This is a genomic window from Blastochloris viridis, from assembly GCF_001402875.1.
GTDB lineage: Bacteria > Pseudomonadota > Alphaproteobacteria > Rhizobiales > Xanthobacteraceae > Blastochloris > Blastochloris viridis.
In genome coordinates, this window is the sequence record NZ_CP012946.1 from 838,290 (window position 1) to 859,247 (window position 20,958).

Annotated in this window: 20 protein-coding genes and 1 tRNA gene; 7 read left to right on the plus strand and 14 right to left on the minus strand. The window is 66.9% G+C overall.

All coding sequences use genetic code 11. The features are described from left to right. Positions 1–44 precede the first annotated feature (44 nt). The 5 genes from BVIR_RS03735 to BVIR_RS03755 form a co-directional block, all read right to left on the minus strand. Entirely contained in the window at positions 45–647 is a 603-nt protein-coding gene (locus BVIR_RS03735; RefSeq protein WP_055036492.1) for a glutathione S-transferase family protein, read from the minus strand. Continuing rightward, positions 644–1,510 carry a 23S rRNA (adenine(2030)-N(6))-methyltransferase RlmJ gene (locus BVIR_RS03740; protein ID WP_055036493.1) on the minus strand — a complete coding sequence of 289 codons (867 nt, stop codon included), beginning with the start codon at positions 1,508–1,510 and terminating at the stop codon, positions 644–646. Before BVIR_RS03740 ends, BVIR_RS03735 begins: the two co-directional genes overlap by 4 nt. A 9-nt stretch (positions 1,511–1,519) precedes the next feature. Further along, a complete protein-coding gene (locus BVIR_RS03745; RefSeq protein ID WP_055036494.1) occupies positions 1,520–1,786 on the minus strand; it encodes a hypothetical protein in 267 nt (88 codons plus the stop codon). Positions 1,787–1,936: 150 nt separating this feature from the next. Further along, positions 1,937–2,602, minus strand: coding sequence for a ribonuclease T2 family protein (locus BVIR_RS03750; RefSeq protein WP_055036495.1), 666 nt, complete (start codon positions 2,600–2,602; stop codon positions 1,937–1,939). Beyond that, positions 2,599–3,078 carry a hypothetical protein gene (locus BVIR_RS03755; protein WP_236823689.1) on the minus strand — a complete coding sequence of 160 codons (480 nt, stop codon included), beginning with the start codon at positions 3,076–3,078 and terminating at the stop codon, positions 2,599–2,601. Before BVIR_RS03755 ends, BVIR_RS03750 begins: the two co-directional genes overlap by 4 nt. A 217-nt stretch (positions 3,079–3,295) precedes the next feature. On the opposite strand from BVIR_RS03755, the gene BVIR_RS03760 reads away from it, so the two are divergent. After that, positions 3,296–4,531, plus strand: coding sequence for an alanine racemase (locus BVIR_RS03760; RefSeq protein WP_055036497.1), 1,236 nt, complete (start codon positions 3,296–3,298; stop codon positions 4,529–4,531). Positions 4,532–4,646: 115 nt separating this feature from the next. On the opposite strand, the gene bchJ is transcribed toward BVIR_RS03760, so the two are convergent. Then, entirely contained in the window at positions 4,647–5,291 is a 645-nt protein-coding gene (bchJ, locus tag BVIR_RS03765; RefSeq protein WP_082417311.1) for a bacteriochlorophyll 4-vinyl reductase, read from the minus strand. A gap of 278 nt (positions 5,292–5,569) precedes the next feature. Between bchJ and ykgO the strand changes: the two genes are divergently transcribed. The 3 genes from ykgO (at position 5,570) to BVIR_RS03780 (ending at position 7,884) form a co-directional block, all read left to right on the plus strand. Continuing rightward, positions 5,570–5,695, plus strand: a complete 126-nt coding sequence (ykgO, locus tag BVIR_RS03770) for a type B 50S ribosomal protein L36 (protein ID WP_055038661.1) — start codon at positions 5,570–5,572, stop codon at positions 5,693–5,695. A 164-nt stretch (positions 5,696–5,859) separates the two neighbouring features. Beyond that, positions 5,860–6,492 (plus strand): tetratricopeptide repeat protein, encoded by a 633-nt coding sequence (locus tag BVIR_RS03775; protein ID WP_055036498.1) that lies wholly within the window; start codon positions 5,860–5,862, stop codon positions 6,490–6,492. Between the two features lie 300 nt (positions 6,493–6,792). Further along, a complete protein-coding gene (locus BVIR_RS03780) occupies positions 6,793–7,884 on the plus strand; it encodes a TRAP transporter substrate-binding protein (protein WP_055036499.1) in 1,092 nt (363 codons plus the stop codon). Between the two features lie 237 nt (positions 7,885–8,121). Here BVIR_RS03780 and BVIR_RS03785 read toward each other — a convergent pair whose 3' ends face one another. From BVIR_RS03785 to moaA, 3 genes are all read right to left on the minus strand, one after another. After that, on the minus strand, positions 8,122–9,891 hold the full coding sequence (locus BVIR_RS03785) for a TRAP transporter large permease (protein ID WP_169788622.1): 1,770 nt from the start codon (positions 9,889–9,891) through the stop codon (positions 8,122–8,124). Between the two features lie 88 nt (positions 9,892–9,979). Continuing rightward, complete coding sequence (locus tag BVIR_RS03790) at positions 9,980–10,567, minus strand: TRAP transporter small permease subunit (RefSeq protein WP_055036500.1); 588 nt, start codon at positions 10,565–10,567, stop codon at positions 9,980–9,982. Between the two features lie 264 nt (positions 10,568–10,831). Next, positions 10,832–11,881, minus strand: coding sequence for a GTP 3',8-cyclase MoaA (moaA, locus tag BVIR_RS03795; RefSeq protein ID WP_236823691.1), 1,050 nt, complete (start codon positions 11,879–11,881; stop codon positions 10,832–10,834). A 197-nt stretch (positions 11,882–12,078) separates the two neighbouring features. Here moaA and BVIR_RS03800 point away from each other — a divergent pair, with 197 nt between their 5' ends. Further along, positions 12,079–12,459, plus strand: a complete 381-nt coding sequence (locus BVIR_RS03800) for a gamma-butyrobetaine hydroxylase family protein (protein WP_055036502.1) — start codon at positions 12,079–12,081, stop codon at positions 12,457–12,459. Positions 12,460–12,531: 72 nt separating this feature from the next. Here the strand turns inward: BVIR_RS03800 and BVIR_RS03805 are convergent, their stop codons facing one another. The 5 genes from BVIR_RS03805 to BVIR_RS03825 form a co-directional block, all read right to left on the minus strand. Beyond that, a complete protein-coding gene (locus BVIR_RS03805; protein WP_055036503.1) occupies positions 12,532–13,116 on the minus strand; it encodes a L,D-transpeptidase in 585 nt (194 codons plus the stop codon). A 540-nt stretch (positions 13,117–13,656) separates the two neighbouring features. After that, entirely contained in the window at positions 13,657–13,992 is a 336-nt protein-coding gene (locus tag BVIR_RS03810; RefSeq protein WP_055036504.1) for a hypothetical protein, read from the minus strand. 253 nt (positions 13,993–14,245) lie between these two features. Continuing rightward, entirely contained in the window at positions 14,246–14,572 is a 327-nt protein-coding gene (locus tag BVIR_RS17405; RefSeq protein WP_055036505.1) for a BrnA antitoxin family protein, read from the minus strand. A gap of 426 nt (positions 14,573–14,998) precedes the next feature. Further along, positions 14,999–15,868: a universal stress protein gene (locus BVIR_RS03820; protein ID WP_169788575.1), complete on the minus strand. Its 870-nt coding sequence runs from the start codon at positions 15,866–15,868 to the stop codon at positions 14,999–15,001. 237 nt (positions 15,869–16,105) lie between these two features. After that, positions 16,106–16,180: transfer RNA gene (locus BVIR_RS03825), tRNA-Val, on the minus strand. A 1,137-nt stretch (positions 16,181–17,317) separates the two neighbouring features. Here BVIR_RS03825 and BVIR_RS03830 point away from each other — a divergent pair. Continuing rightward, entirely contained in the window at positions 17,318–18,331 is a 1,014-nt protein-coding gene (locus BVIR_RS03830; protein WP_236823693.1) for a DmsE family decaheme c-type cytochrome, read from the plus strand. Positions 18,332–18,439: 108 nt separating this feature from the next. Further along, entirely contained in the window at positions 18,440–20,905 is a 2,466-nt protein-coding gene (locus BVIR_RS03835) for an MtrB/PioB family decaheme-associated outer membrane protein (RefSeq protein ID WP_236823694.1), read from the plus strand. Positions 20,906–20,958 lie beyond the last annotated feature (53 nt).

The window sequence follows — 20,958 nt, forward strand, 5'->3', positions numbered from 1 at the left end:
GCCCCGGCCCAAAGCCGGGGCCTTTTATTTCGGGCAGAGGTGGCTCATGCTGGCTGCGTTGCGGCGAATGCCGGCACGTCGGCGGCAAAGCCGTCGAGCCAGGCCACCAGCCGGGGGTGGGTGTGACGCCACGTTCCGTCGAACCTGAGGTCGAGGTAGCCCAGCGCGCACGCCAGCGCGATGGTGCCGGCGGTCTCGCCGCCCGCCCGCGCCGGTGGCGCGGCCTCCAGCTCGGCCAGCGCGCGTGCCACCTTGCCGGCCTGGTGATCGAGGAAGGTCTGGCTTCGTGCGCCCTCAGCGTGGAAACGCGCTTCCAGCACCTGCAGCAGCGCGGCGTCCATGATGCCGTCGGCCAGCGCCTGCAGCCGGAGCGTGGCGAAGCGGGACCCCGCCTCGGCCGGCAGCAGGCGGCCGCCGCCGGCGAGGTGGTCGAGATATTCCAGGATCACTCGCGAGTCGAACAGCGCGGCGCCGTCGTCGAGGATCAAGGTCGGGATCTTGCCGAGCGGGTTCTGGCGGCGCAGCGAATCGCTCGGGTCGAGAGTGTCGGCCATCACGATCTCGATCTTCTCGGACAGGCCGAGCAGGGCTGCGGCGATCTTGACCTTGCGGCCGAACGGCGAGGGTTTTGACGAGCGCAGGATCATCGCGGTGTCCTTGTGGCGGGGCGGGCGGCGGCCTCGTCAGCCAGGCGGTCGAGCCGGAAGCGGCCGCGGCCGTCCTGTCCCAGCCGCTTGGCGAGGGCGGGTAGCAGTGACGCGAGGCCCTGCTCCAGCGTATAAGGCGGGTTGATGGCGATCACGCCGCAGCCGGCGAGCGGTCCGTCGCTGCGGATGGCGGCAACCCGCAGCTCGGCGCGGATGATGTCGGGAATGCCGGCGTGGGCGAGGCGATTTGCGAACGCCTCGGCCGCCGTGACGTCCTTCAGCGGGTACCACAACAGATAGGTGCCGGTCGGCCAGCGGGCATGGGCCTTCTCGACGCCGTGCAGCATGCGGTCGAACTCGCCCGGCAGCTCGAACGGCGGGTCGACCAGCACGACGCCGCGCCGCTCCGGCGGCGGCACGAACGCCGGCAGCGCCAGCCAGCCGTCGAGCTCGGTCACCTTCACCCGCTTGTCGCGGCGGAACAGCGCGGCCAGGGCGGCGGCGTCGTCGGGGTGGCGCTCGATGAAATTGAGGCGGTCGCCCGGCCGCGCCAGCGCCGCGATGATCGACGGCGAGCCGGGATAATGGCCGGGAGGGTTGGCCGCCAGGGCGGCGCGAAACGGCGCCAGCACCGCCTCGGCGTCAGGGGCGAGCGGAGCACCGAGCCGGCCGATGCCGTTCCGCCACTCCCCAGTGCGCGTCGCCTCGTCGGCGGCAAGGTCGTAGAGGCCGCGGCCGGCATGGGTGTCGAGCACCGCGAACGGCGCCGGCTTGTTGCCGAGATAGGCGAGAGCCTGCGCCAGCACCGCGTGCTTGAGGATGTCGGCGAAATTGCCGGCATGGAAGGCGTGGCGATAGTTCATGGCGGGCGATCAGTTCGAAGCTACGGTGATCAGGGTTAAGACCGCCGTGATGGGCGTGGTTGCACCGATCAAGATGAAGCCGGCAAGGCTCGCGATCAGATAGAGGCTCCAGCCCAGCTTGTGCCGCGTCCAGAGGCCGGCAACGGCAACGGCGAGGTTCAAGGCGGCGACCGCGTAGGGGATGGCCATGGGGAGCGGAGAGGCCAGCAGGCCAATGCCTCTTGCTTCGGTCGCGGCGATCAAGACGGCGCTCAGGAGAATGACCAGGACGAGCAAAGGTCCCGTCCGCGGTGGCCGGAGCCACCGTGGGAGAGACCGTCTTGCTGCGTTGGGAGCGTCCGACCGAGCCATGCGTGGTGGTTCCTGCAGTGGGGAGACGACGCGAGCGGACTGCCTGTCTCAAGCCTGCCCGGCCCGAAGCGCGATCTACGGCCCCCGCACCGGCGGCACCTCGATGCGGCCGCTGCGGCAGGCCTTGCGGTCGACCTCGTCGCAGGCGCGGAAGGCGAGGTCGCGGTCAAGGCACACGCGGACTTCGCGCAGCAGGTTGCCACGGCAGTCGACCGCGATCATGTCGCGAGCGAGGCCAGGGTTTTCGCGCACGAAGGCGTTCTCGACCTCGACCGCCGCCATCTGGCGCGGCCGGTCGGAATCGCGGAACTCGGCCGGGATCGAAACCTTGGCGAAGGCGCGCCGCACGGTGTCGAAATAGGCGGCCGGCTCCTGCCCGGAGCAGGTGCCGTGCTTGCGCCACTCGTGGATCACCAGCCCAAAGCTCGGGGTGATGTCCAGCATGCCGCGGATCAGCTTGTCGTCGATGCGCGGCGGGCTGGCGATGCAGTTGGCCGGATAGCCCTGCTCGAACTGTGGCCACAGGCCATGGACGATGAAGCCGTAGGGCCGCCCGCTGCGGCACTGCTCGGCGTCGCGCTCGCCGCCCTTGTCGCGGCAATAGCTCGGCGACCATGACAGCGACAGCACGTAGAAATCGAACGCGCCGGGCGTGTTATCGCTGGTTTGGTCGGCGCGCACCGGCGCGGTGCCCGCCAATGCAACCGCTGCGGCAACAAAGCCGGCGGCAAGCAGCCTCACGGCCGCGCCATCCGGCAATCGGGGGCGTAGGTCCAGTCGCGGTCGAGCCCCTTCACGCACCACTCGACGCCGGTGCCAAAGCCGGCGAAGCCGCCGTTCTCGATGATCGAATAGTAGACGGTGCGCGGCCGGCCGTCGTTGACGTGGGCCACCGCCTGGCAGTAGCGGCGCGGAATCTTGCCATAACCCCACGGCCGGTAGGCGACCTCGCGCAGGTCGCTGAAGCCCTGGATGGCGAGCGGGGAGGCCCAGAAGTGCTGCTCCTTCTCGGCGAAGAACAGCATGATCCGGCTCAGCGCCCACGGGTCGCCGCACGACGGCAGCGCGCCGCTGTAATGGCGCTCGATCGGGCTGGGGTCGGCCGGCGACGCCTCGACGATCACCGAGCGGTCGACGGCGTAGGGAATTCCCGCCACGCTTGGCGAGCACGCCGCCAGTGCCGAAGCCGCCAGCGCGGCCAGCGCCGCAAGTCCCATCCGCTTCCCGTCCTGCATGGACGTGCCCCCGCTCGCTCGGTATCTCGGCGAACGATGCGCGGAGGCGCCGCCACGGTCAAGGGCGCGCCCCGGTTTTGCCCCAATAGAGAAGGCGATAGCGCCATGGCGCCGCGCGGCCGACATCGCCATTTCGGAGCCGCATGGTAGGGCAGGCTGGCACCGATTCGCGGCGGGCTCGCCGCAGGGGAGAGTTTAGATGCCGCAGACCGCGCTGCCGCGCTTTGCCACCGCCGCTGACGCCGCCATGCGGCTGCGGCCCGACCAGCCGGTCTATTGCTTCCGGCCGGCGGTGCTGGCCGCCGACATCGCTGCCTTCCGCTCCGCGTTCCGCGGCAAGATGGCGTACGCGGTGAAGACCAATGGCGAGCCGATGGTGCTGTCGGCGCTGGCGCGGGCCGGGGTCGATTGCTTCGACGTGGCGAGCCCGGCCGAGTTCGCCGCGGTGCGGGCGGCGGCGCCTCACGCCGAGCTGCTCTACATGCACCCGGTCAAGGCGCTGTCCGACATCCGCCTCGCCCTTGAGGGCTACGGCATCCGCACCCTTGCGCTCGACCACGAGGACGAGGTCGCCAAGATTCTCCGCGTCGTTCGCGCCATGGACATCGACCCCGGCGAGGTGACGCTCTACGTCCGCCTCGCCACCAAGGGCGAGGCGGCCTACGAGCTGTCGAAAAAGTTCGGCGCCGCACCCGGCCACGCCGTCGAACTGGTCCAGCGCATCGCCGGCATCGGCTTCCAGGTCGGTCTTGCCTTCCACGTCGGCAGCCAGGTCGAGGACCCCGACGCCTACGACCAGGCGCTGGCGATCGCCGCCGCGGTGCGCCGTCGCGCCGGGGTCGCGATCGCCGGGCTCGACATCGGCGGCGGGTTTCCCGCCCGCTATGGCCGCGAACCCGGCCGCAAGACCGCGCCTGCGCCCGACCTTGCGGCGTTGCTGGAGGAGATCCAGGGCGAGGTGGCCGAGTTCGGCTTTTCCGACGTGCCGCTGATCGCCGAGCCCGGCCGGGTGATCGTCGCCCGCGCGCTGTCGGTGATCGTGCGGGTGCTCCTGAAGAAGGGCCAGCGCGTCTACATCAATGATGGGGTGTGGGGCTCGCTGTCCGACAGCTGGACCGGCAGGATACCGCTCCCCGTGCAACTGTTACCCGATCCGGCCCGCAGGCGCCGGTCCGGCAACCCGGCCAAGATCGAGCCGTTCCGGGTGTGCGGCGCCACCTGCGATTCGGTCGACATCCTGTCGCGGCCGTTCTGGCTGCCGGAGAGCGTCGATACCGGCGACTGGATCGAGATCGGCCACATCGGGGCCTATTCGCTCGGCCTTCGCACCCACTTCAACGGCTTCTATCCCGACACCTTTGTCGAGGTGGACGAGGCGTTCGACATCGACGCCGCCGACGGCGCGATGGAGCCGGCGCAAGCGGCGGCGCGGTAGTCTCTCGCAGTCGGTCCGGCCGAGCGTCGGATGGTCTGCATCCGCGGCAGCCGTGGATCATGGCTGCTCGGGTCCGGCTGAAGCTTCGCCCGACGGGCGACCGCCAGCCACCCGCTCAGCCCCAGCGCACCTCGAACACGCAGGCCGGATCGCCCAGCGCTTCGCAGGCGATCTCGACCACCGTTGCGGCCGGGCTGACCAGCACCTGGAACAGCCGCTGGAAGGTCGAGGCGTAATAGTCGCACACCGGCACGTCGCTGGTGGCGCCTCGGCTGATCGGGCCGCCGGCGATGGTGAAGCGCAGCGGCGAGCCGGACATGATGTGGAAGGCGCCGCCGCCGGTGAAGGTCCAGGCGTTGCGGCGAATCGCGGCCATCAGCAGCCGGGCGGCGGGCGAGGGCGGCAGCATCTTGAGCAGAATCTGCACCCCGCGCGGGATGCGGTGGGCGAGCAGATAGTCGCCGGTGGTGCGCCCGGCTTCGCGGGCGATCTCGCGGGCCCGCTCAAGGCCGAGCGTGGAGCGCAGCGCCTGGTGCAGCAGCATCACCTCGCGGTCGTCGACCATGTGGTTGGGCGGGCTGGCGAGATAGCCCTCCAGGCCCACGCTCTGGAACAGCGCCACCGTTTCGTCGCGGCCGACGTCGGTTTCCAGCGCCTCGGCGACCCGGGTGATCGAGTTCGGTCCAATCCGCGCGACGTCGCCGGTATCGTGCCCAGCGTCATGGCCGGTGTTTTCTCCACCGTTCTGTTGCACCAGCATCGGCTTCTCCATTCTCGCGATCGAGCGAACGCACGTCATCAATCCAAGCGCGACGCCACAAAATGCCAAACAAACACAAATCACTCGGCCCGGCGGCGCCGAGACGAGTGTCAAGCAAACTTAACGTACACTTTTCGTGACATCTTGTGAAATCGTTTCGCTGCCGGATCCGCTCTCGGGCGCCTCCGCCACAGTTGACACGGCGGTTGCCGGCCAGCTACACGCTGCGCTCCCAATTCAACCGGTGGCCCGCGCTTCCGGTCGCCGAGGAACGTGTCATGAAGGTCCGTAATTCGCTGAAGTCCCTGCGCGGGCGCCACCGCGACAACCGCCTGGTGCGCCGCAAGGGTCGTGTCTACGTCATCAACAAGACCCAGCGCCGGTTCAAGGCCCGTCAGGGCTGAGCAACACGGCCGAGCCTGGCATGGCTTGGCCGAGCGCTGAGACGGACTTGCCGGTGTGCCGGCGTCCGGTCGCCAACCTGCAAAGAGCCGCACCTGCTGCGGCTCTTTGGCTTTTCACGCAGCTTCGATTTGGCCGCGGCGCGTGCTGGCCCTAATGTCGCGGCATGGCCGTGTTCCGCTGCGTCCTCGCTCTCCTCGTCATTGCCGCTGTGGACGTGCCCGCGTTCGCGCTGGAGTTGGCGGACGATCGCGTCCAGGGCCTGCGCGAGCCGGAGCTGCCGCCGGAGCCGCCCAAAGACCTGAAGCGCCCGCAGGGCCGCACCGATCTCGACCGCCTGTTCAGCCTGCTCAAACGAGCGCCCGACCGCGACGCCGCCAAGGCGATCGAGGCGCGGATCTGGGGGCAGTGGTACCAGTCCGGCAGCGTCACCGCCGACCTGCTGATGTCGCGGGCGAGCGCCGCCGCCGAGGCCAAGGACACCGACCTTGCGCTCGAACTGCTCGACGCCGTGGTGGCGCTGGCGCCCGATTACGTCGAGGGTCGCAACCGGCGGGCGACGCTGTATTATTTGCGCAAGGACTTCAGCAGCGCGCTCAACGATCTCGCCGAGGCGCTGGCGCGCGAGCCGCGCCACTTCGGCGCCCTGGTCGGGCTCGGCCTGATTTTCCAGGAGCTCGGCCAGGACAGCCAGGCGCTGGAGGCGTTTCGCCAGGCGCTGGCGCTCAATCCCTATCTCGATCGCGTGCCGGATTTGATCGAGGACCTGACGGCAAAGGTCGAAGGCCGCGATATCTGACCCGGCTCACGCGGGATCGAAGCCTGTCGCCGGCAAGCGGCTGACTGCCGGGACGCAGCGGGTTCGGGCGGGCGGCGCCAAAACGCGCCGATGCTAAGAGTTTGATTTGTTGAACATTTCTTTAGCAAAACCGGTTCCACTTTTTCAGCGAAATGCTCTAGATTGCCCACCTTCGTCGCGACCGGGCGCGGTCGATCCCGAATCGGATCCGTCCGATGCGAACCGCTCCACCAACAGATCGTGGCCAGGATCGCCGTCGGGTGCCGATGAAGCATCCGAGGCTCATGGGAGGTTGAGACAATGAACCGTCGTCAGTTCGTGAAAACCGCTGCAATCGGCGCTGCCGCGTCGGCGACGATCGCCGCGCCGGCGGTCGCCCAGTCGTCGCCGGCGATCAAATGGCGCTTGGCGTCAAGCTTTCCGAAGTCGCTCGACACACTGTTCGCCTCCTCCGAGGTGTTCGCGAAGGCGGTCGCCGAGATGACCGACAACAAGTTCCAGATCCAGGTGTTCGCGGCCGGCGAAATCGTGCCCGGACTGCAGGCGATGGATGCCACCACCAATGGCACCGTCGAGATGTGCCACACCGCCTGCTACTACTATCTCGGCAAGGACCCGACCTTCGCGCTGCTCACCGGCATGCCGTTCGGCCTCAACGCCCGCATGGAGGACGCCTGGTTCACTCATGGCGGCGGCACCGAGCTCGCCAACGATTTTCTCAAGAAATACAATGTCATCAGCTTCCCGGCCGGCAACACCAACGCCCAGATGGGTGGCTGGTACCGCAAGGAGATCAAGGACCTCGCCGACCTGCAGGGCCTGAAGTTCCGCGTCGGCGGCTTCGCCGGGCGCATCCTGTCCAAGCTCGGCGTGGTGCCGCAGCAGACTGCCGCCGGCGACATCTATCCCTCGCTGGAGAAGGGCACCATCGACGCGGTCGAGTGGGTCGGCCCCTACGACGACGAGAAGCTCGGCCTCTACAAGGTGGCCAAGTACTACTATTACCCGGCGTGGTGGGAAGGTGCCTCCATGCTGCACAACCTCGTCAATCTCGAGAAGTGGGGCGAGCTGCCGCCGGCCTATCAGGCGGTGCTGCGCACCGCGTCGACGCTGCAGAACGACTGGCTGGGCTCGCGCTACGACTCGCTGAACCCGGCGGCGCTGAAGCGCCTGGTCGCTGCCGGCACCCAGCTTCGGCCGTTCCCGCAGTCGGTGATGGAAGCGGCCTACAAGGCGGCGGGTGAAATCTATGCCGAAGTTTCGGCGTCGAACGCCGACTTCAAGAAGATCTACGACAGCGTCGTCGCCTCGCGCTCGGATCAGTATTTGTGGTGGCAGGTCGCCGAGTACACCTACGACACCTTCATGATTCGCGCCCGCTCGCGGAGCTGAGTTGGTTGCCGTCGTCCCGGGTGCGGCCTGGCCGCGACCTGGGACGAGGGCCCTTCCCCGCGGCTCATGCGGTTTTCGCATGATCACGTCGGGTTCCCGCCCCGGACCTCGCCGAGAATTTTGGATTAGCCGGGATCTTGGTGCGACCGGCCAACGAAACCCCGGCCTGATCGGCCGGAGTTCGCATCATTCGTCACCCCGGCCGCCGGCGAGACGGGATGACGCTGGGATATGCCGTCAGTCCGCCCGAGGAGGGGCGTCTTGCGGTTCGGGCTGCGTGCTGTCGGGCGCCTGCAGCTCGGGCGACAGGCCGGGAGCCTCGGGCAGGCTCGGCGGCTGGATGTTGAGCGGCAGGTCGTCGCTTGGCGGCATTGGCACGTCGATCTGGATGGTGGCGGGATCGACCGTCGGCGTGCTGGACTTATAGTGCATCACCATGCCCGGAAACAGAATCACCAGCGTCACCATGACGAGCTGGATTGCCACGAACGGCACCGCGCCCCGGTAAATCTGGGCGGTGGTGATGCCATCGGTATGCTTGCCGGTGACACGGTCGAGGTAGCTGTCCTTTGGCGCCACCGACCTTAGGAAGAACAGTGCAAAGCCGAACGGTGGGTGCAGGAAGCTGGTCTGCATGTTCACCGCCAGCATCACGCCGAGCCAGACGAGGTCGATGCCGAGGTGCTCGGCGGCCGGCCCGATTAGCGGGATCACGATGAAGGCGAGCTCGAAATAGTCGAGGAAGAACGCCAGCACGAAAATCAAGACGTTCACGAAGATCAGGAAACCAGTCTCGCCGCCCGGCAGCGAGGTCAACAGCTCCTCAACCCAGCGGTGGCCGTTGACGCCGTAGAAGGTGAGCGAGAACACGCGCGCGCCGAGCAGGATGAACATCGCGAACGCCGACAGCTTTGCGGTCGATTCGGTCGCCTGCTTGAGAAGCTTCAAGTTCATGCGGCCCTTGACCGCGGCGAGCAGCAACGCGCCGGTCGCGCCCATCGCGCCGCCCTCGGTCGGGGTGGCAACGCCGACGAAGATGGTGCCGAGCACCAGGAAGATCAGCGCCAGCGGCGGCACCATCACGAACACCACCTGCTCGGCCAGCCGTGACAGCAGCTTGAGGCGGAGCAGCCGGTTGAGGACCGCAAGCGCGAACGCGATCAACATGCCGGCTGACAGCGTCAGCACCACATAGTCGGCGCCAGCCTTCACGGTGGAGAAAGTCTGCATCAAGGTGATGGCGCCGGTGGCGGAGATGATCGTCACCACCAGCAGCGACAGCCGGCGGGTCTTGCCGTCGGCGTCGCGCAACGTCTGCGCGTCCGGCGGCAGGCCGGGCGCCGCGGCCGGGTTGATCATGGAGGAGGCGAACACCCACAGCGCATAAAGGCCAGCCAGCATCAGGCCGGGAATGAAGGCGCCCTCGTACATGTCGCCGACCGGACGCTGGAGCTGGTCGGCCATCACGATCAGCACCAGCGACGGCGGGATGATCTGCGCCAGCGTGCCGGAGGCGGCGATGACGCCGGAGGCGAGGCGACGGTCGTAACCGTAGCGCAGCATGATCGGCAGCGAGATCAGCCCCATCGAGATCACCGAGGCGGCGACCACGCCGGTGGTGGCGGCGAGCAGGGCGCCGACGAAGATCACGGCATAGGCGAGACCGCCGCGCACCGGGCCGAACAGCTGGCCGATGGTGTCGAGGAGATCCTCGGCCATGCCGGAGCGCTCCAGCACCAGGCCCATGAAGGTGAAGAACGGGATCGCCAGCAGCACGTCGTTGTTCATCGTGCCGAAGACGCGCTCGGGCAGAGCCTGCAAAAAATCGGGCCGGAACAAGCCGAACTCGATGCCGACCAGGCCGAACACCAAGCCGTTGGCGGCGAGGGCGAATGCCACCGGGTAGCCGAGCAGCAAGAACACCACCAGCGCCGCGAACATGATCGGCGCCATGTTGTGCTCGACAAAGCCGGCGACCCCGGCCGGCACCGCCGCTTCGGCGGGCATGGCGAGGTACAGCGCCAAGGCGGCGAGCACCGCCAATGAAAGCGTCACCCTGATCGTGCGCAGCAAGGTCATGGGATACCGGACGATCTTAAGGGTTCGAAGAGGAGGCCGGGGCCGTCTGGTCCGGCACCGCGATGCCGGCGGGGCGCTGGCCGGCGATGGCCGGGTCCGGCAATCGGCCGGCCAGGATGGCGATGCGTTTGATCATCTCGGACAGCGCCTGCAGGAACAAAAGCACGAAGCCGGCCAGCACCAGCGCCTTCGCTGGCCACACCGGCAGGCCGCCGGCGTTCATCGACTGCTCGCCAACGCGGTAGGAGCTGAGGAAGAACGGCAACGAAGTGACGATCATCACCAGCGTGAACGGCAGCAGGAACACCAGATGGCCGAACACGTCGATGCCGTCGCGCACCCGCTTCGGCAGCATGTTGCTGACGATATCGATGCGGATGTGCTCGTTGGTCAGCAGCGTCCATGCCGCGCACAGCAGGAATACTGCGCCGAACAGCTGCCACTGCATCTCGAGCCAGGCGTTCGAGGAGGTGTCGTAAAGCTTGCGAACGATGGCGTTTCCGGCGGAAACCAGCACCGCCACCAAGATGAGCCAGCTGGTCGCCTGGCCAATCGTTCGGTTCAGGGCATCGACCGCGCGGCTGAAACCGAGCAGCGCTCTCATGAAGGGCGTTCCTTGGATTGCGTTCCTCGCCAGCCGGACGATTGGCCGAAAGCTTACACCGAGCCGAGGCCCGGCCAGGAATGGGCATTGAGGGCGTACGCCTAAGCGTCACGCCGCCGAGCGTCAATTTGAATCACGCGAAGGGGGGGCTCGAGCGCGCTTTGCGACGCCGTTATCCGAAACTTACTTCGCGGACAGGACGATGGAATTTCCGCTGGGTGAGGTATTTTGGGCGGCGAGCCGGCGATGACCTGCCGGCCGGCGTCAGCCGCCGGTGACGCTCATGTGACGCGCCAGCGCAGGCTCGCTGCGGCGACGGGCGATCACGAAATCGTGACCCTTGGGCTTGCGGCCGATCGCGCTGTCGATGGCGCGGTGGAGCGCCCCGTCGTCGGCGTGGGCGCGCAGCGGCGTTCGCAAGTCGGCGGCATCGTCATGGCCGAGGCACATGAACAGCGTTCCTGTGCAGGTGACGCGCACGCGATTGCAGCTTTCGCAAAAATTGTGCGTGAGCGGGGTGATGAAGCCGAGCCGGCCCCCCGTTTCGGCAACTGAAACGTAGCGCGCCGGGCCGCCGGTGCGGTGGTCGGTCTCGGCCAGGGTGAAGCGCTCGGCAAGCCGGGTCCGCACCGCCGACAGTGGCATGAACCGGTCGAGCCGGCCGCCGCTGGCGTCGCCGAGCGGCATCACCTCGATCAGCGTGAGGTCCATGCCCTCGCCGTGGGCCCAGCGGATCAGGCTCTCGATCTCGCCGTCATTGATCCCGTTCAGCGCCACCGTGTTGATCTTCACCTTGAGGCCGGCGGTCCGCGCGGCCGCAATGCCGGCCAGCACCGCGTCGAGGTTTCCCCAGCGGGTGATGGCCTTGAAGGCGGCCGCATCGCGGGTGTCGAGCGAGACGTTGACGCGGCGGATGCCGTGGGCGGCGAGCTCGGCGGCGAACTTTGCCAGCAGCGAGCCATTGGTGGTCAGCGTCAGCTCGTCCAGCGCGCCGCTGGCCAGATGGCGCGACAGGCGGCCGACCAAACGCATCAGGCCGCGCCGCACCAGCGGCTCGCCACCGGTCAGCCGCAGCCGCCGCACCCCGCGTGCGATAAAGGCGCTGCACAACCGGTCGAGTTCCTCCAGCGACAGCAGGTCCTGCTTGGGCAGGAACGCCATGTCCTCGCTCATGCAATAGACGCAGCGGAAATCGCAGCGGTCGGTGACCGACAGCCTGAGATAAGAGACGTGGCGCCCGAACGGATCGACCATTGGCCGGAGCGCCGGCCGTGCGAATCCGGTCCCCGCCGCGAACGGGTCGTCGAGACGCATGCGCGGTCCTCCCGTGCTGGCTTACCGTTCCGGCTTGTCACGCCGGGCGAATGGAAACCTGTCGTGCAAAATCGGTTCCACATACAAGACTTGGCGTTTGTGCCGACTTGTTATGATCATCTTCATGCGGCGCGATGGAAACAAGCGCAGCCTGCGTCAAATCGGCGTGGGTCATTATGGAAGGGAGACGACATCCGATGTCTGCACTGCGGGTTTGGCCAACCGAACTGCGGCTCGGCAAGGATCGTCGCAGCCTGACGGTGGTGTTCGACAACGGTGTCAGCCACCGGCTGGAGGCGGAATACCTGCGCGTCGAAAGCCCCTCCGCGGAGGTGCGCGGCCACGCCCCGGCGGAGCGCAAGACCGTTTCCGGCTGCATCGATGTCAGGATTGTCGGAATCGAGCCTGTCGGCAATTATGCCGTACGCATCAGCTTCGACGACGGCCATTCGACCGGGCTCTACGGCTGGGACTACCTTGCCGAACTTGGCGAGCAGCATGACGAGCGCTGGCAGCGCTACCTCGCCGAGCTTGCCGCCAAGGGCCTGTCGCGCGAGACCCCCGACCTGCCGCGGTGACGGACCGCCGGGTCCGGTAACAGCGCGCGGGGTCGGCAAGGGGGCGTCCCGCCCGGGCGGGACGCCGGAGCCTCAGCGGCGCACCACCACGGTGGTGCCGACGCGAACCCGATTGTAGAGGTCGATCACGTCGTCATTGGTCATGCGGATGCAGCCGGACGACACCGCCTCGCCGATGGTTTCCGGCTCGTTGGAGCCGTGGATGCGAAACATCGACGAGCCGAGATACATGGCGCGGGCGCCGAGCGGATTGCTGGGACCGCCGGGCATGTAGCGCGGCAGGTCGGGCCGGCGCTTGAGCATCGGCGCCGGCGGCCGCCAATCCGGCCATTCTGCCTTGCGGGTGATCGACTGGGTGCCCGACCACTGGAAGCCCTCGCGGCCGACACCGATGCCGTATCTCAGCGCGGTGCCGCCTTCCTGCACCAGATAGAGCCGCCGCTCGGAGGTGCTGATGATCACCGTGCCGGGCTTGTGGGGCCCGTCATAGCGCACCGTCTGGCGCGCGATCGGCGAAGATCCGAACAATTCGTAAACGCCACCAGAGCCGGATCGCGCGAACGTATGGGGATAGCGATCATCGTAAACGGCGCAGGCCGTCGTCGAGCCCGCGGCGGCCACGACAATGGCGGCAAACGGGATCAGCTTCGAGCGCATGGCAATCCTTTTCGGTCTGGAAGGTCAGTCGGACAGGTTGGCAGCTTTGGCAGGGGCGGGCAGCATGGCGCTGCTTACGCTGATGAACGCCATAATTTGCCGCTGTCTTCAACCCAAAACACACCATGCGGCGAGGATGGCCACTCACGCATTCGTGCGGCGCAGCGAGACGCCGCTGCCCGGCCATTCTGCATAAACCAGAAGGCGAGTACATTGCAGCGCTCGCGCCACGAGGGTGGTTCGGCAGGGCCGAGCGGATGGCGCGCAGGCGGGTGGGGGCAAGCCGATGGCATCGGCAGATCGGGCTGGGCGGAGCGGCCGACTCATTCGCGGTCGCTGGCCACGGTCTGCCGCGGCGCGCGCGGGACCAGGGAGGTTCCACCATACCTTGGAGCCCGGCGCCGGCGGGACAACCGCTCGGTTGGTCGTGTGCCTCACCCAACGCCGGTTGGACGACGAAACGGTTGGGTGTGGCCGCTGGCGCTATCTGAGGTCCGGACGAAAGTGCACGGTATTTTCATCCGGTTGCCGGCAGCGCGCTCAGGGCTTGCGGCCGAGCGCCTCCTGGTCCGACAGCCACTCCGACAGGCTGCGGGAGGATTTGGCGCCCTTGGCCTGTTTGGTGCCGCGCGAGCCGGTGCTGCGGGTTCCTGTGACCTTGCCGGTGATCTTGCCGGGAGTCTTTGCGGCGGTGGCGGTCGCCGGCTTGCCGGTGCGAGACGATGCGGCGCCAGCGGCCGGTTCGGTCGCCGCGCGCGCCATCCGCAGCGCCTTCAGCCGTTCGGTCTTCTCGCGCAGCGTCCGCGCGTCGAGCTCGTACTGCAATAAGCCTGGGTTGGCCGCACCGTCGCGATGGGTCTTGGTGTCGTTGGTCATTGGTCGTCTCCGCAGGGCGGTCGGGGATATGATGTCGTACGCAAAACAGCAACTGCATTTGCGACGGCAACGCGGTCGATTGGACTGTAGAGCTTTCGGTCCGACGCGGTCAGATCGGAGAAGGCTCTAGAGCTTCTCCGCAAAACGGCGGAGCCGGTTCTGCGAAACAGCCGAAGGGCGACGATAGTCCTCAACGCCTCAAATGCGGGTGGTTCCGCTTGAGCGATCAGGACGGGTGCGCGCTGCGTGCAAGCTATTTGCCGGCGGCTTTGCGCAAAGCGGTGTTGATGCGGTCCTGCCAGCCGGGGCCGCCAGCGCGGAAATGGTCGAGCACGTCCTGGTCCAGGCGGAGCGAGACCTGCTCCTTGATGCCGGGCACCGGTGGGCGCGGGGGCGGCACCGGCGCCGGCGCCAGTGTGCTTGCGCCCAGAGTCTTTGTGCCGAGAGTCTTGGTGCCAGCTGACTTGGTGCCAGGCGTCTTGGTGGCGGGCGTGGTGGTGGCAGGCGTGTTGGTGATGGCCTTGAACGCGGCCTCGGCCGCGGTGCGCGCGTCGAGGGGCCGTCGTGTTCTGCCGTTCATCGAACCTCCGTGATCGCGCGGGCGGCGCGGATCGGTCGGGCAGCTCCGGTGAGCCGCGTCCGAACATGGTGAGACCTGTCCTGCGCTGCAGCCGATCCCCCGGCGCCGCGTGGCACGGTCCGGCGGCTGGGAACGTCTTGGCCCGATGAAACGAGCGCTGCGCCGGAATTTCGGCAGTTGACGTTGCGCTGCAGCCACTCTCCCATAAGCCGGTGTCGCGCCGATGCCCAGGGGGGCGGGCGGTCGAGTGCGTTTTTTTTCTCAAGGCGGCGGACGCCGTCGCGCATTGCGCCGCCGTGCTTCCGTTGCGGCGACGGATTTGTCGGCTTCCGGGTGATCACGCCGTGACTGCCGGAGCGGCTTCGCCGGAGCCGCGTGCTCGGCGCGCGGGCTGCGGTTCGAGCGCGTAACCGGCGACAGACCGGATCAGGCCGCCTTGGCCAGCGCCGCGGGCGGCACCGCGAGCACGTCGCGCGCGGCGTGACGCAGCACGTATTCGGCCACGCTGCCGTGCAGCAGGCGGGGTACGACGCTGCGGGCGTGGGTGCCGACCACCACCAGTTCCCAGCCGCCCCGATCGGCTTCGGCGACGATTTCGGCCGGGGCCGGGCCCTCGGCCAGCGTCAGCGAGGTCGGGACGGGCAGAGCATTTTGCTTGATCCAGGCATGAACCTCGCGGCGCAGGTGCGAGCGCACGTCCTCGACATAGTCGCGCGTTGCCGTGCCGCTGCCGCTCGACAGCGTGACCAGGCCCTTGGCAGCGGGATCAAAGGCGTAGAACAGCCCGACGTGCGGGCCGTCCGTCAGCCCCAGCCGGCGCGCGGCGCGAAACGCCACCACCGAGGCCTCCGACAGGTCGGTGGTAGCGAGCACGTTAAGATAGGGGCCCTCGGGCTCCCGATTGACCATCAGCACCGGCCGGGTGCCGTGGCGAATGACGCGCTCGGCGGTGGTGCCGACGAACACGTCGGCGAGCATGCGACGGCGGTGGCTGCCCATCACCACCAGATCGGCCTGCTGCGAGGCGGCGGCCCGCAGAACGCCGTCGAAGGCGTCGCCGGTTTCGATCAGGATTTTCGCGGTGACGGTGTCGGGGAGGTCGAGCGCATCAAAGGCGTCCTCAATCACCGCGGCGGCCTCGCGGCACTCCAACTCGACCATGCGGGCGGGCTGGTCGTCGTCGACGACGTGCACCGCAATCAGATCGTCCCGGCGCTCGGAGGCAAGCATTGCGGCGCGGCGCAGCGCCCGGTTCGACCGCTCGGACAAATCGGTGGCAACGAGAATCCGCATCATCGCCATCCTCCTCGTTTTGCGCTCGCATCACGCGCACATGGCGTACGCGCGCTCAGCCTTCCCGGATCGGGTGTGACCCGATCATTGTTTCGCTTTCGGTTGGCCTTCGGGATGCGTAATCGCCGCAGGCTTCGAAGGTTGCATTGTCGTACCGGCCGCTGCGACCACAGGTCGAGCGTCCGCGAGCCAAACGCAACAGTCGAGATGTCTTCGATTTCGGAGAATCGCACGGGCAAATGGTGGGCGCGACAGGGATTGAACCTGTGACCCCTCCCGTGTGAAGGGAGTGCTCTCCCGCTGAGCTACGCGCCCGCCGCAGCGAGGGTGCTTTCTTGGAGCGCTCGCCCGGCGCTGTCAAGAACGTTGCGCCCGTCGGCGAGACTGTTCTCGCCTTTCCCACATGATCCGCGGGTTTGATGCCCGGCGGCTTGGCTGCGGCGAAACGACTCGCGCCGGGGGCGGCCGAGCGAGTCTTGTAAGCATGTGGCGGTCGGACCTGACCGGCGAATACTCCGGGCCCTGATGCGGTTTCCGAACGATCACTCGCGATCCTGGAAACAATCTCGCCGAAAAACCTTGATCGGAAAGGGGATTTCCAGCGGCCGGACGACGAAACGCCGGCGTGATCGGCCGGATTTCGGATGGACTGCGCCATTTTCCGCCGCAAGGCTGGCATCTGTGTTTGCGCAACGTGCCCGGAACGGCCGGCCTGAGCGGCCCGGCGGTGAGCTGGGGATAACCGGGGGTGTGGTCTTCGCCGGGAAGCATCGCCGGGACGGCTGGCAGCGCGATCACGCGCGAAAATGCGTGCGCTGCGGCATCGCTGCAGTTTGGAAAAATTCGATCATAGGCTGACGTTTCCGCGCCGGAACGTCGTCGCCGCCGCGATCGGCCGAGGATATCGCCCGTTTCCGAACGGGAATGCCGGGCTGGCGGTTGTCGCTGAAGGACAATGTTGCGACGCACGGCAATCCCCTTTTGCAAAAAGATGCTATCCGGATGAATACCTAATATGCCGTCGCGGCAATGTTTATGGTTGCCGTCGCAACAATGGCGCTGTTAGGGTTTTCTCGGTGAATAATAACGGCGTTTCTGCGGTCGTGGCCGTAGAAAGCGCAAAACATCCCATAAAAACAATAATGCCGTTTTATCCGGGGGGATACGTGCATGTCTTCTTCAGTCAGTGGAGGGCATAAAGCCTTCCGTGAACGCCAATTCATGGTCGTTTTATTTGGAGCTGTGTTTGCGGTCCCAGCAGTATTTGGGATTTTTTCGATCATAAGTCCTTCTGACGTTGTAGCCGAACCATTGGCGCCCTCCTCGCACACGGGCTATCTCATCAGTCCGGATGAATACCGAGCATTGGCCAGCTATGCCCGTAATGTCGGGCTGTCCGCTGCTGGAACTGCGGCGACAGGGGCGGGCGTCGTCAAGCCGCACGGGCACAAATTGACCGTCGCTGCGGTGGGTGTGGCGGTTTCCGCGCCGCCGGCCGGCGCGGTGCCGCCGGCGGCCGGAACGGTCCCCGACGCCAAGGCGCTGCAGGTCGCCGCCGGACCCCAGATGCCGGTGCTGCGCCTCGCGCCGGACGATCCGGAGGGTCGCACCTACGTCGGCTCCAAACTGTGCGAGACCTGCCACGCCGGCCTGTTCGACGAGTTCGCCGAAACCATCATGGGCCGCAACATCAAGTCCGGGAAGGCGACGCCGCAGGGCAAGATGGAGTGCGAAAGCTGCCACGGCCCGGGGTCCGCCCACGTCAACGCCGGCGGCGGCCGCGGCGCCGGCCACATCCGCTCCTTCCGCAAGTCGGACCCGCGCACCTCGGTCGCCGACACCAATACGGTGTGCCTGGGCTGTCACGAGAAGGGCGAGCAGACCTATTGGCGCGGCTCGACCCACGAGACCCGCGACGTTGCCTGCACCGACTGTCACACCGTGATGCGCAAGACCACGCCGCGCTTCCAGCTCGCCAAGACCACGGTGATGGACACCTGCTTCCAGTGCCACAAGGACCGGCGGGCGCAGTCGCTGCGGACCTCCCACATGCCGGTGCGCGAGGGCAAGATCACCTGCGCCAACTGCCACAACCCGCATGGCAGCGCCACCGAGGCGATGCTGCGCGAGGATACCGTCAACGACACTTGCTACACCTGCCACGCTGAAAAGCGCGGGCCCTACCTGTTCGAGCATCCGCCGGTTCGCGAGAACTGCCTCAACTGCCACGATCCGCACGGCTCGATGCACGACAAGCTGCTGGTGGTGTCGCGTGAGCGGCTGTGCCAGCGCTGCCACACCAACCCGCACAGCCAGGCAGGCCTCGGCACGCTCGGTTCGGTCGGAACGGTCGCAGGAACCGGCGGCGCCAACGCCATGCGCTTCGCGATCGGTGGCTCCTGCCAGAACTGCCACACCAACATTCACGGCTCCAACAGCCCGTCCGGCTCGCGCTGGCACCGCTGATACCGGCGGCGGAGCACCGCGGACGGCGACCACCTGAGCTTGCCGCTGTCGCTGCAGGAATGACCACGGCAAACGCCCGCGAGAGGCGCTACCGAAGGGGAGGGCTCGATGAAGGTCAACGGGGGAATGACGCTGACCGGCGTGCTGCTGATCGCGGCCGGTTCAGCCCTGTCGCACGGCGCGCGGGCGCAGGAGACGATGGCCGCGCCGCCGAGCGGCGAGGCCCTGAAACAGGCCTTGAACGGGCCGTGGGCCGAGCACGGCGGCGTCGAAACCTGGGGCGTGGTCGAGGCCGGGTTCCGCGCCTTCATCGAACGCCCGCCGCACTCGGCGCTGCCCGGCGTGCTGCCGGGCGGGCGCCCGGCCACGGCCCCAACCGCGACCGGCGGCGGCCTGCCGGCGCCGGTGATCAACACCGACCGCAACAACCGCGCGAAGTTTGAAGAATATGGCGATATCAGCCCCGGCTTTTACCTGGAGAAGCTGACGCTTGGCGGCCAGACCAAGGACGGCGACTATTTCGCCGAACTTCGGGCCGACAATGTCGGCAACAACAATCAGCGCTACATCTTCGATTGGTCGAAGGCGGGCGAGATCTACGGCACTTATGCCTGGGACCAGATCCCGCATCTCTACAGCACCTCGGCTCAGAGCATCTGGAACGGCGTCGGCACCAACGTCCTCACCACGCCGGTGATCATCGGCAATCCCGGTCAGAACGGCCTCGCTGCCGAGCGGGCGATGTACGACGCGCTGCAAGGCAACCTGCAAACCATCGACATCGGCATCCAGCGCGACAAGTTTACCGCGATGCAGCGCTGGACGCCGAACCAGAATTGGGACGTCCGCGCCGACTATTCGCACGAGCGGCGCGAAGGCAGCCAAGTCGCCGGCGCGGTGATTGGCGGCATCGCCGCCACCAATCAGCAGATCATGCAACTTCCAGCGCCGGTGGCCGACACCACTCAGAACGCCAAGCTGGCCGGCCAATACTATGGCGACGCACTGTGGGGCGGAAAGTTCAACGTCAAGACGTCGGCCAGCGTGTCGTCCTACGCCAACGACTTCGACTCCTACACTTTCACCAACCCGTTCTACGTCGCCGGCAACGCCAACTATCCGCAGTACGGCCGCGTCAGCCTGTCGCCGGATAACCAAGCCTACAACGTTGCCGCCACCACCGGCGTCGACCTGCCCAACAAGAGCCGCTACATGGGCACGGTGTCCTATACCATGATGCGGCAGGACGATGCGTTCATCCCGCTCTCGACCAACCCACTGAACGCGAACACCTCCAACGTATTGCCGGCCTCGAGCGCGGACGCCAAGGTCAACACGCTGCTGGTCAACAACGTGCTGAACACTCCGCTCAGCAAGGACGTGAAGTCGACGCTGCGCTATCGCTACTACGACAACGACAACAATACTGCCGAACTGCTGATGCCGGCGTTCGTGGTCGAGGACGGCGCCGGCACCGGCTCGCTCCGCCGCAACCTCGCCTATGGCTACACCAAGCAGAATGCCTCGGAAGAACTGACCTGGCGCGCCGACAAGGACCTCACGCTCGGCGGCCTCGTCGGTTGGGAGCAGTACGACCGTGACCGTCGCTCGGTCGATGTCACCAACGAAATCATCGGCAAGGTCTATCTCGACACCCGGTTCAACGATGACCTGCGGCTGCGGTCGAGCTACCAGTATTCGGAGCGGGCTTACGACAACTACGACTTTCAGTCGATCGCCCGCTACATCTACTACGCCTCGACAACCGTTGGCGTGACCAATTTCTACATGCGCCAGTTCGACCTCGCCGACCGCGACCGGCAAAAAGCCAATGTGTCGCTGGAGTGGGCGGCGCTCGAGAACCTGACCGTCACGCCGACCCTTGGCCTGCGGTTCGACGACTACGAGACCGACCCGGACGCCGGCGAACTCGGGCTGCTCAAGGATCGCAACTGGAACGCCGGGATCGAGGTTGCCTACGCGGTATCGCCCGGCACCACGTTGATGCTCGCCTATGTGCGCGAGGATTTCGACCGCGACCTCGTCGGCAGCGTCACCACCAACACCGTCGCCGCCGGTCCGGTGATCGGCAGCCGGTTCTTCAGCAACATGGTCGAGAGGGTCAACACCTATATCGCCTCGGCCAATATCGAGTTGATCCCCGACACGCTCGACCTCAGGCTCAGCTATTCCTACGCCCACGCCGACGAGGACTGGAGCGCCGAGGCGTTCGGCGCCACCAGCCAGTGCCTCAACACCGCAGCGGCACCCAACAACGTCACCAATCTGTGCCAGCCGTTCCCGACGGTGACGACGGATTACCAGCGCTTCGAGGCGGTGCTGAAGTATCGGCTCGACTCCGGCTTGGTGACCAAGCTTGGCTTGGTTGGCGACGTCGTCTTCAAGCTGCGCTACGCCTGGGAGCGCAACGAGGTCGAGAACTGGCAGAACGATCTTGCTACGCCGTACATGTATCTCGTCGACGGCGCCCAGGTCAGGAATATTTCTCTGGCGGCATACAATCCAAATTACGACGTTCAGCTGATCACCGCGTCGCTTGCGATCAAGTGGTGAATTGGTCTGCTTAATGACGACGTAAACCTGAGCCGGAACGGCCAGCCTAAACG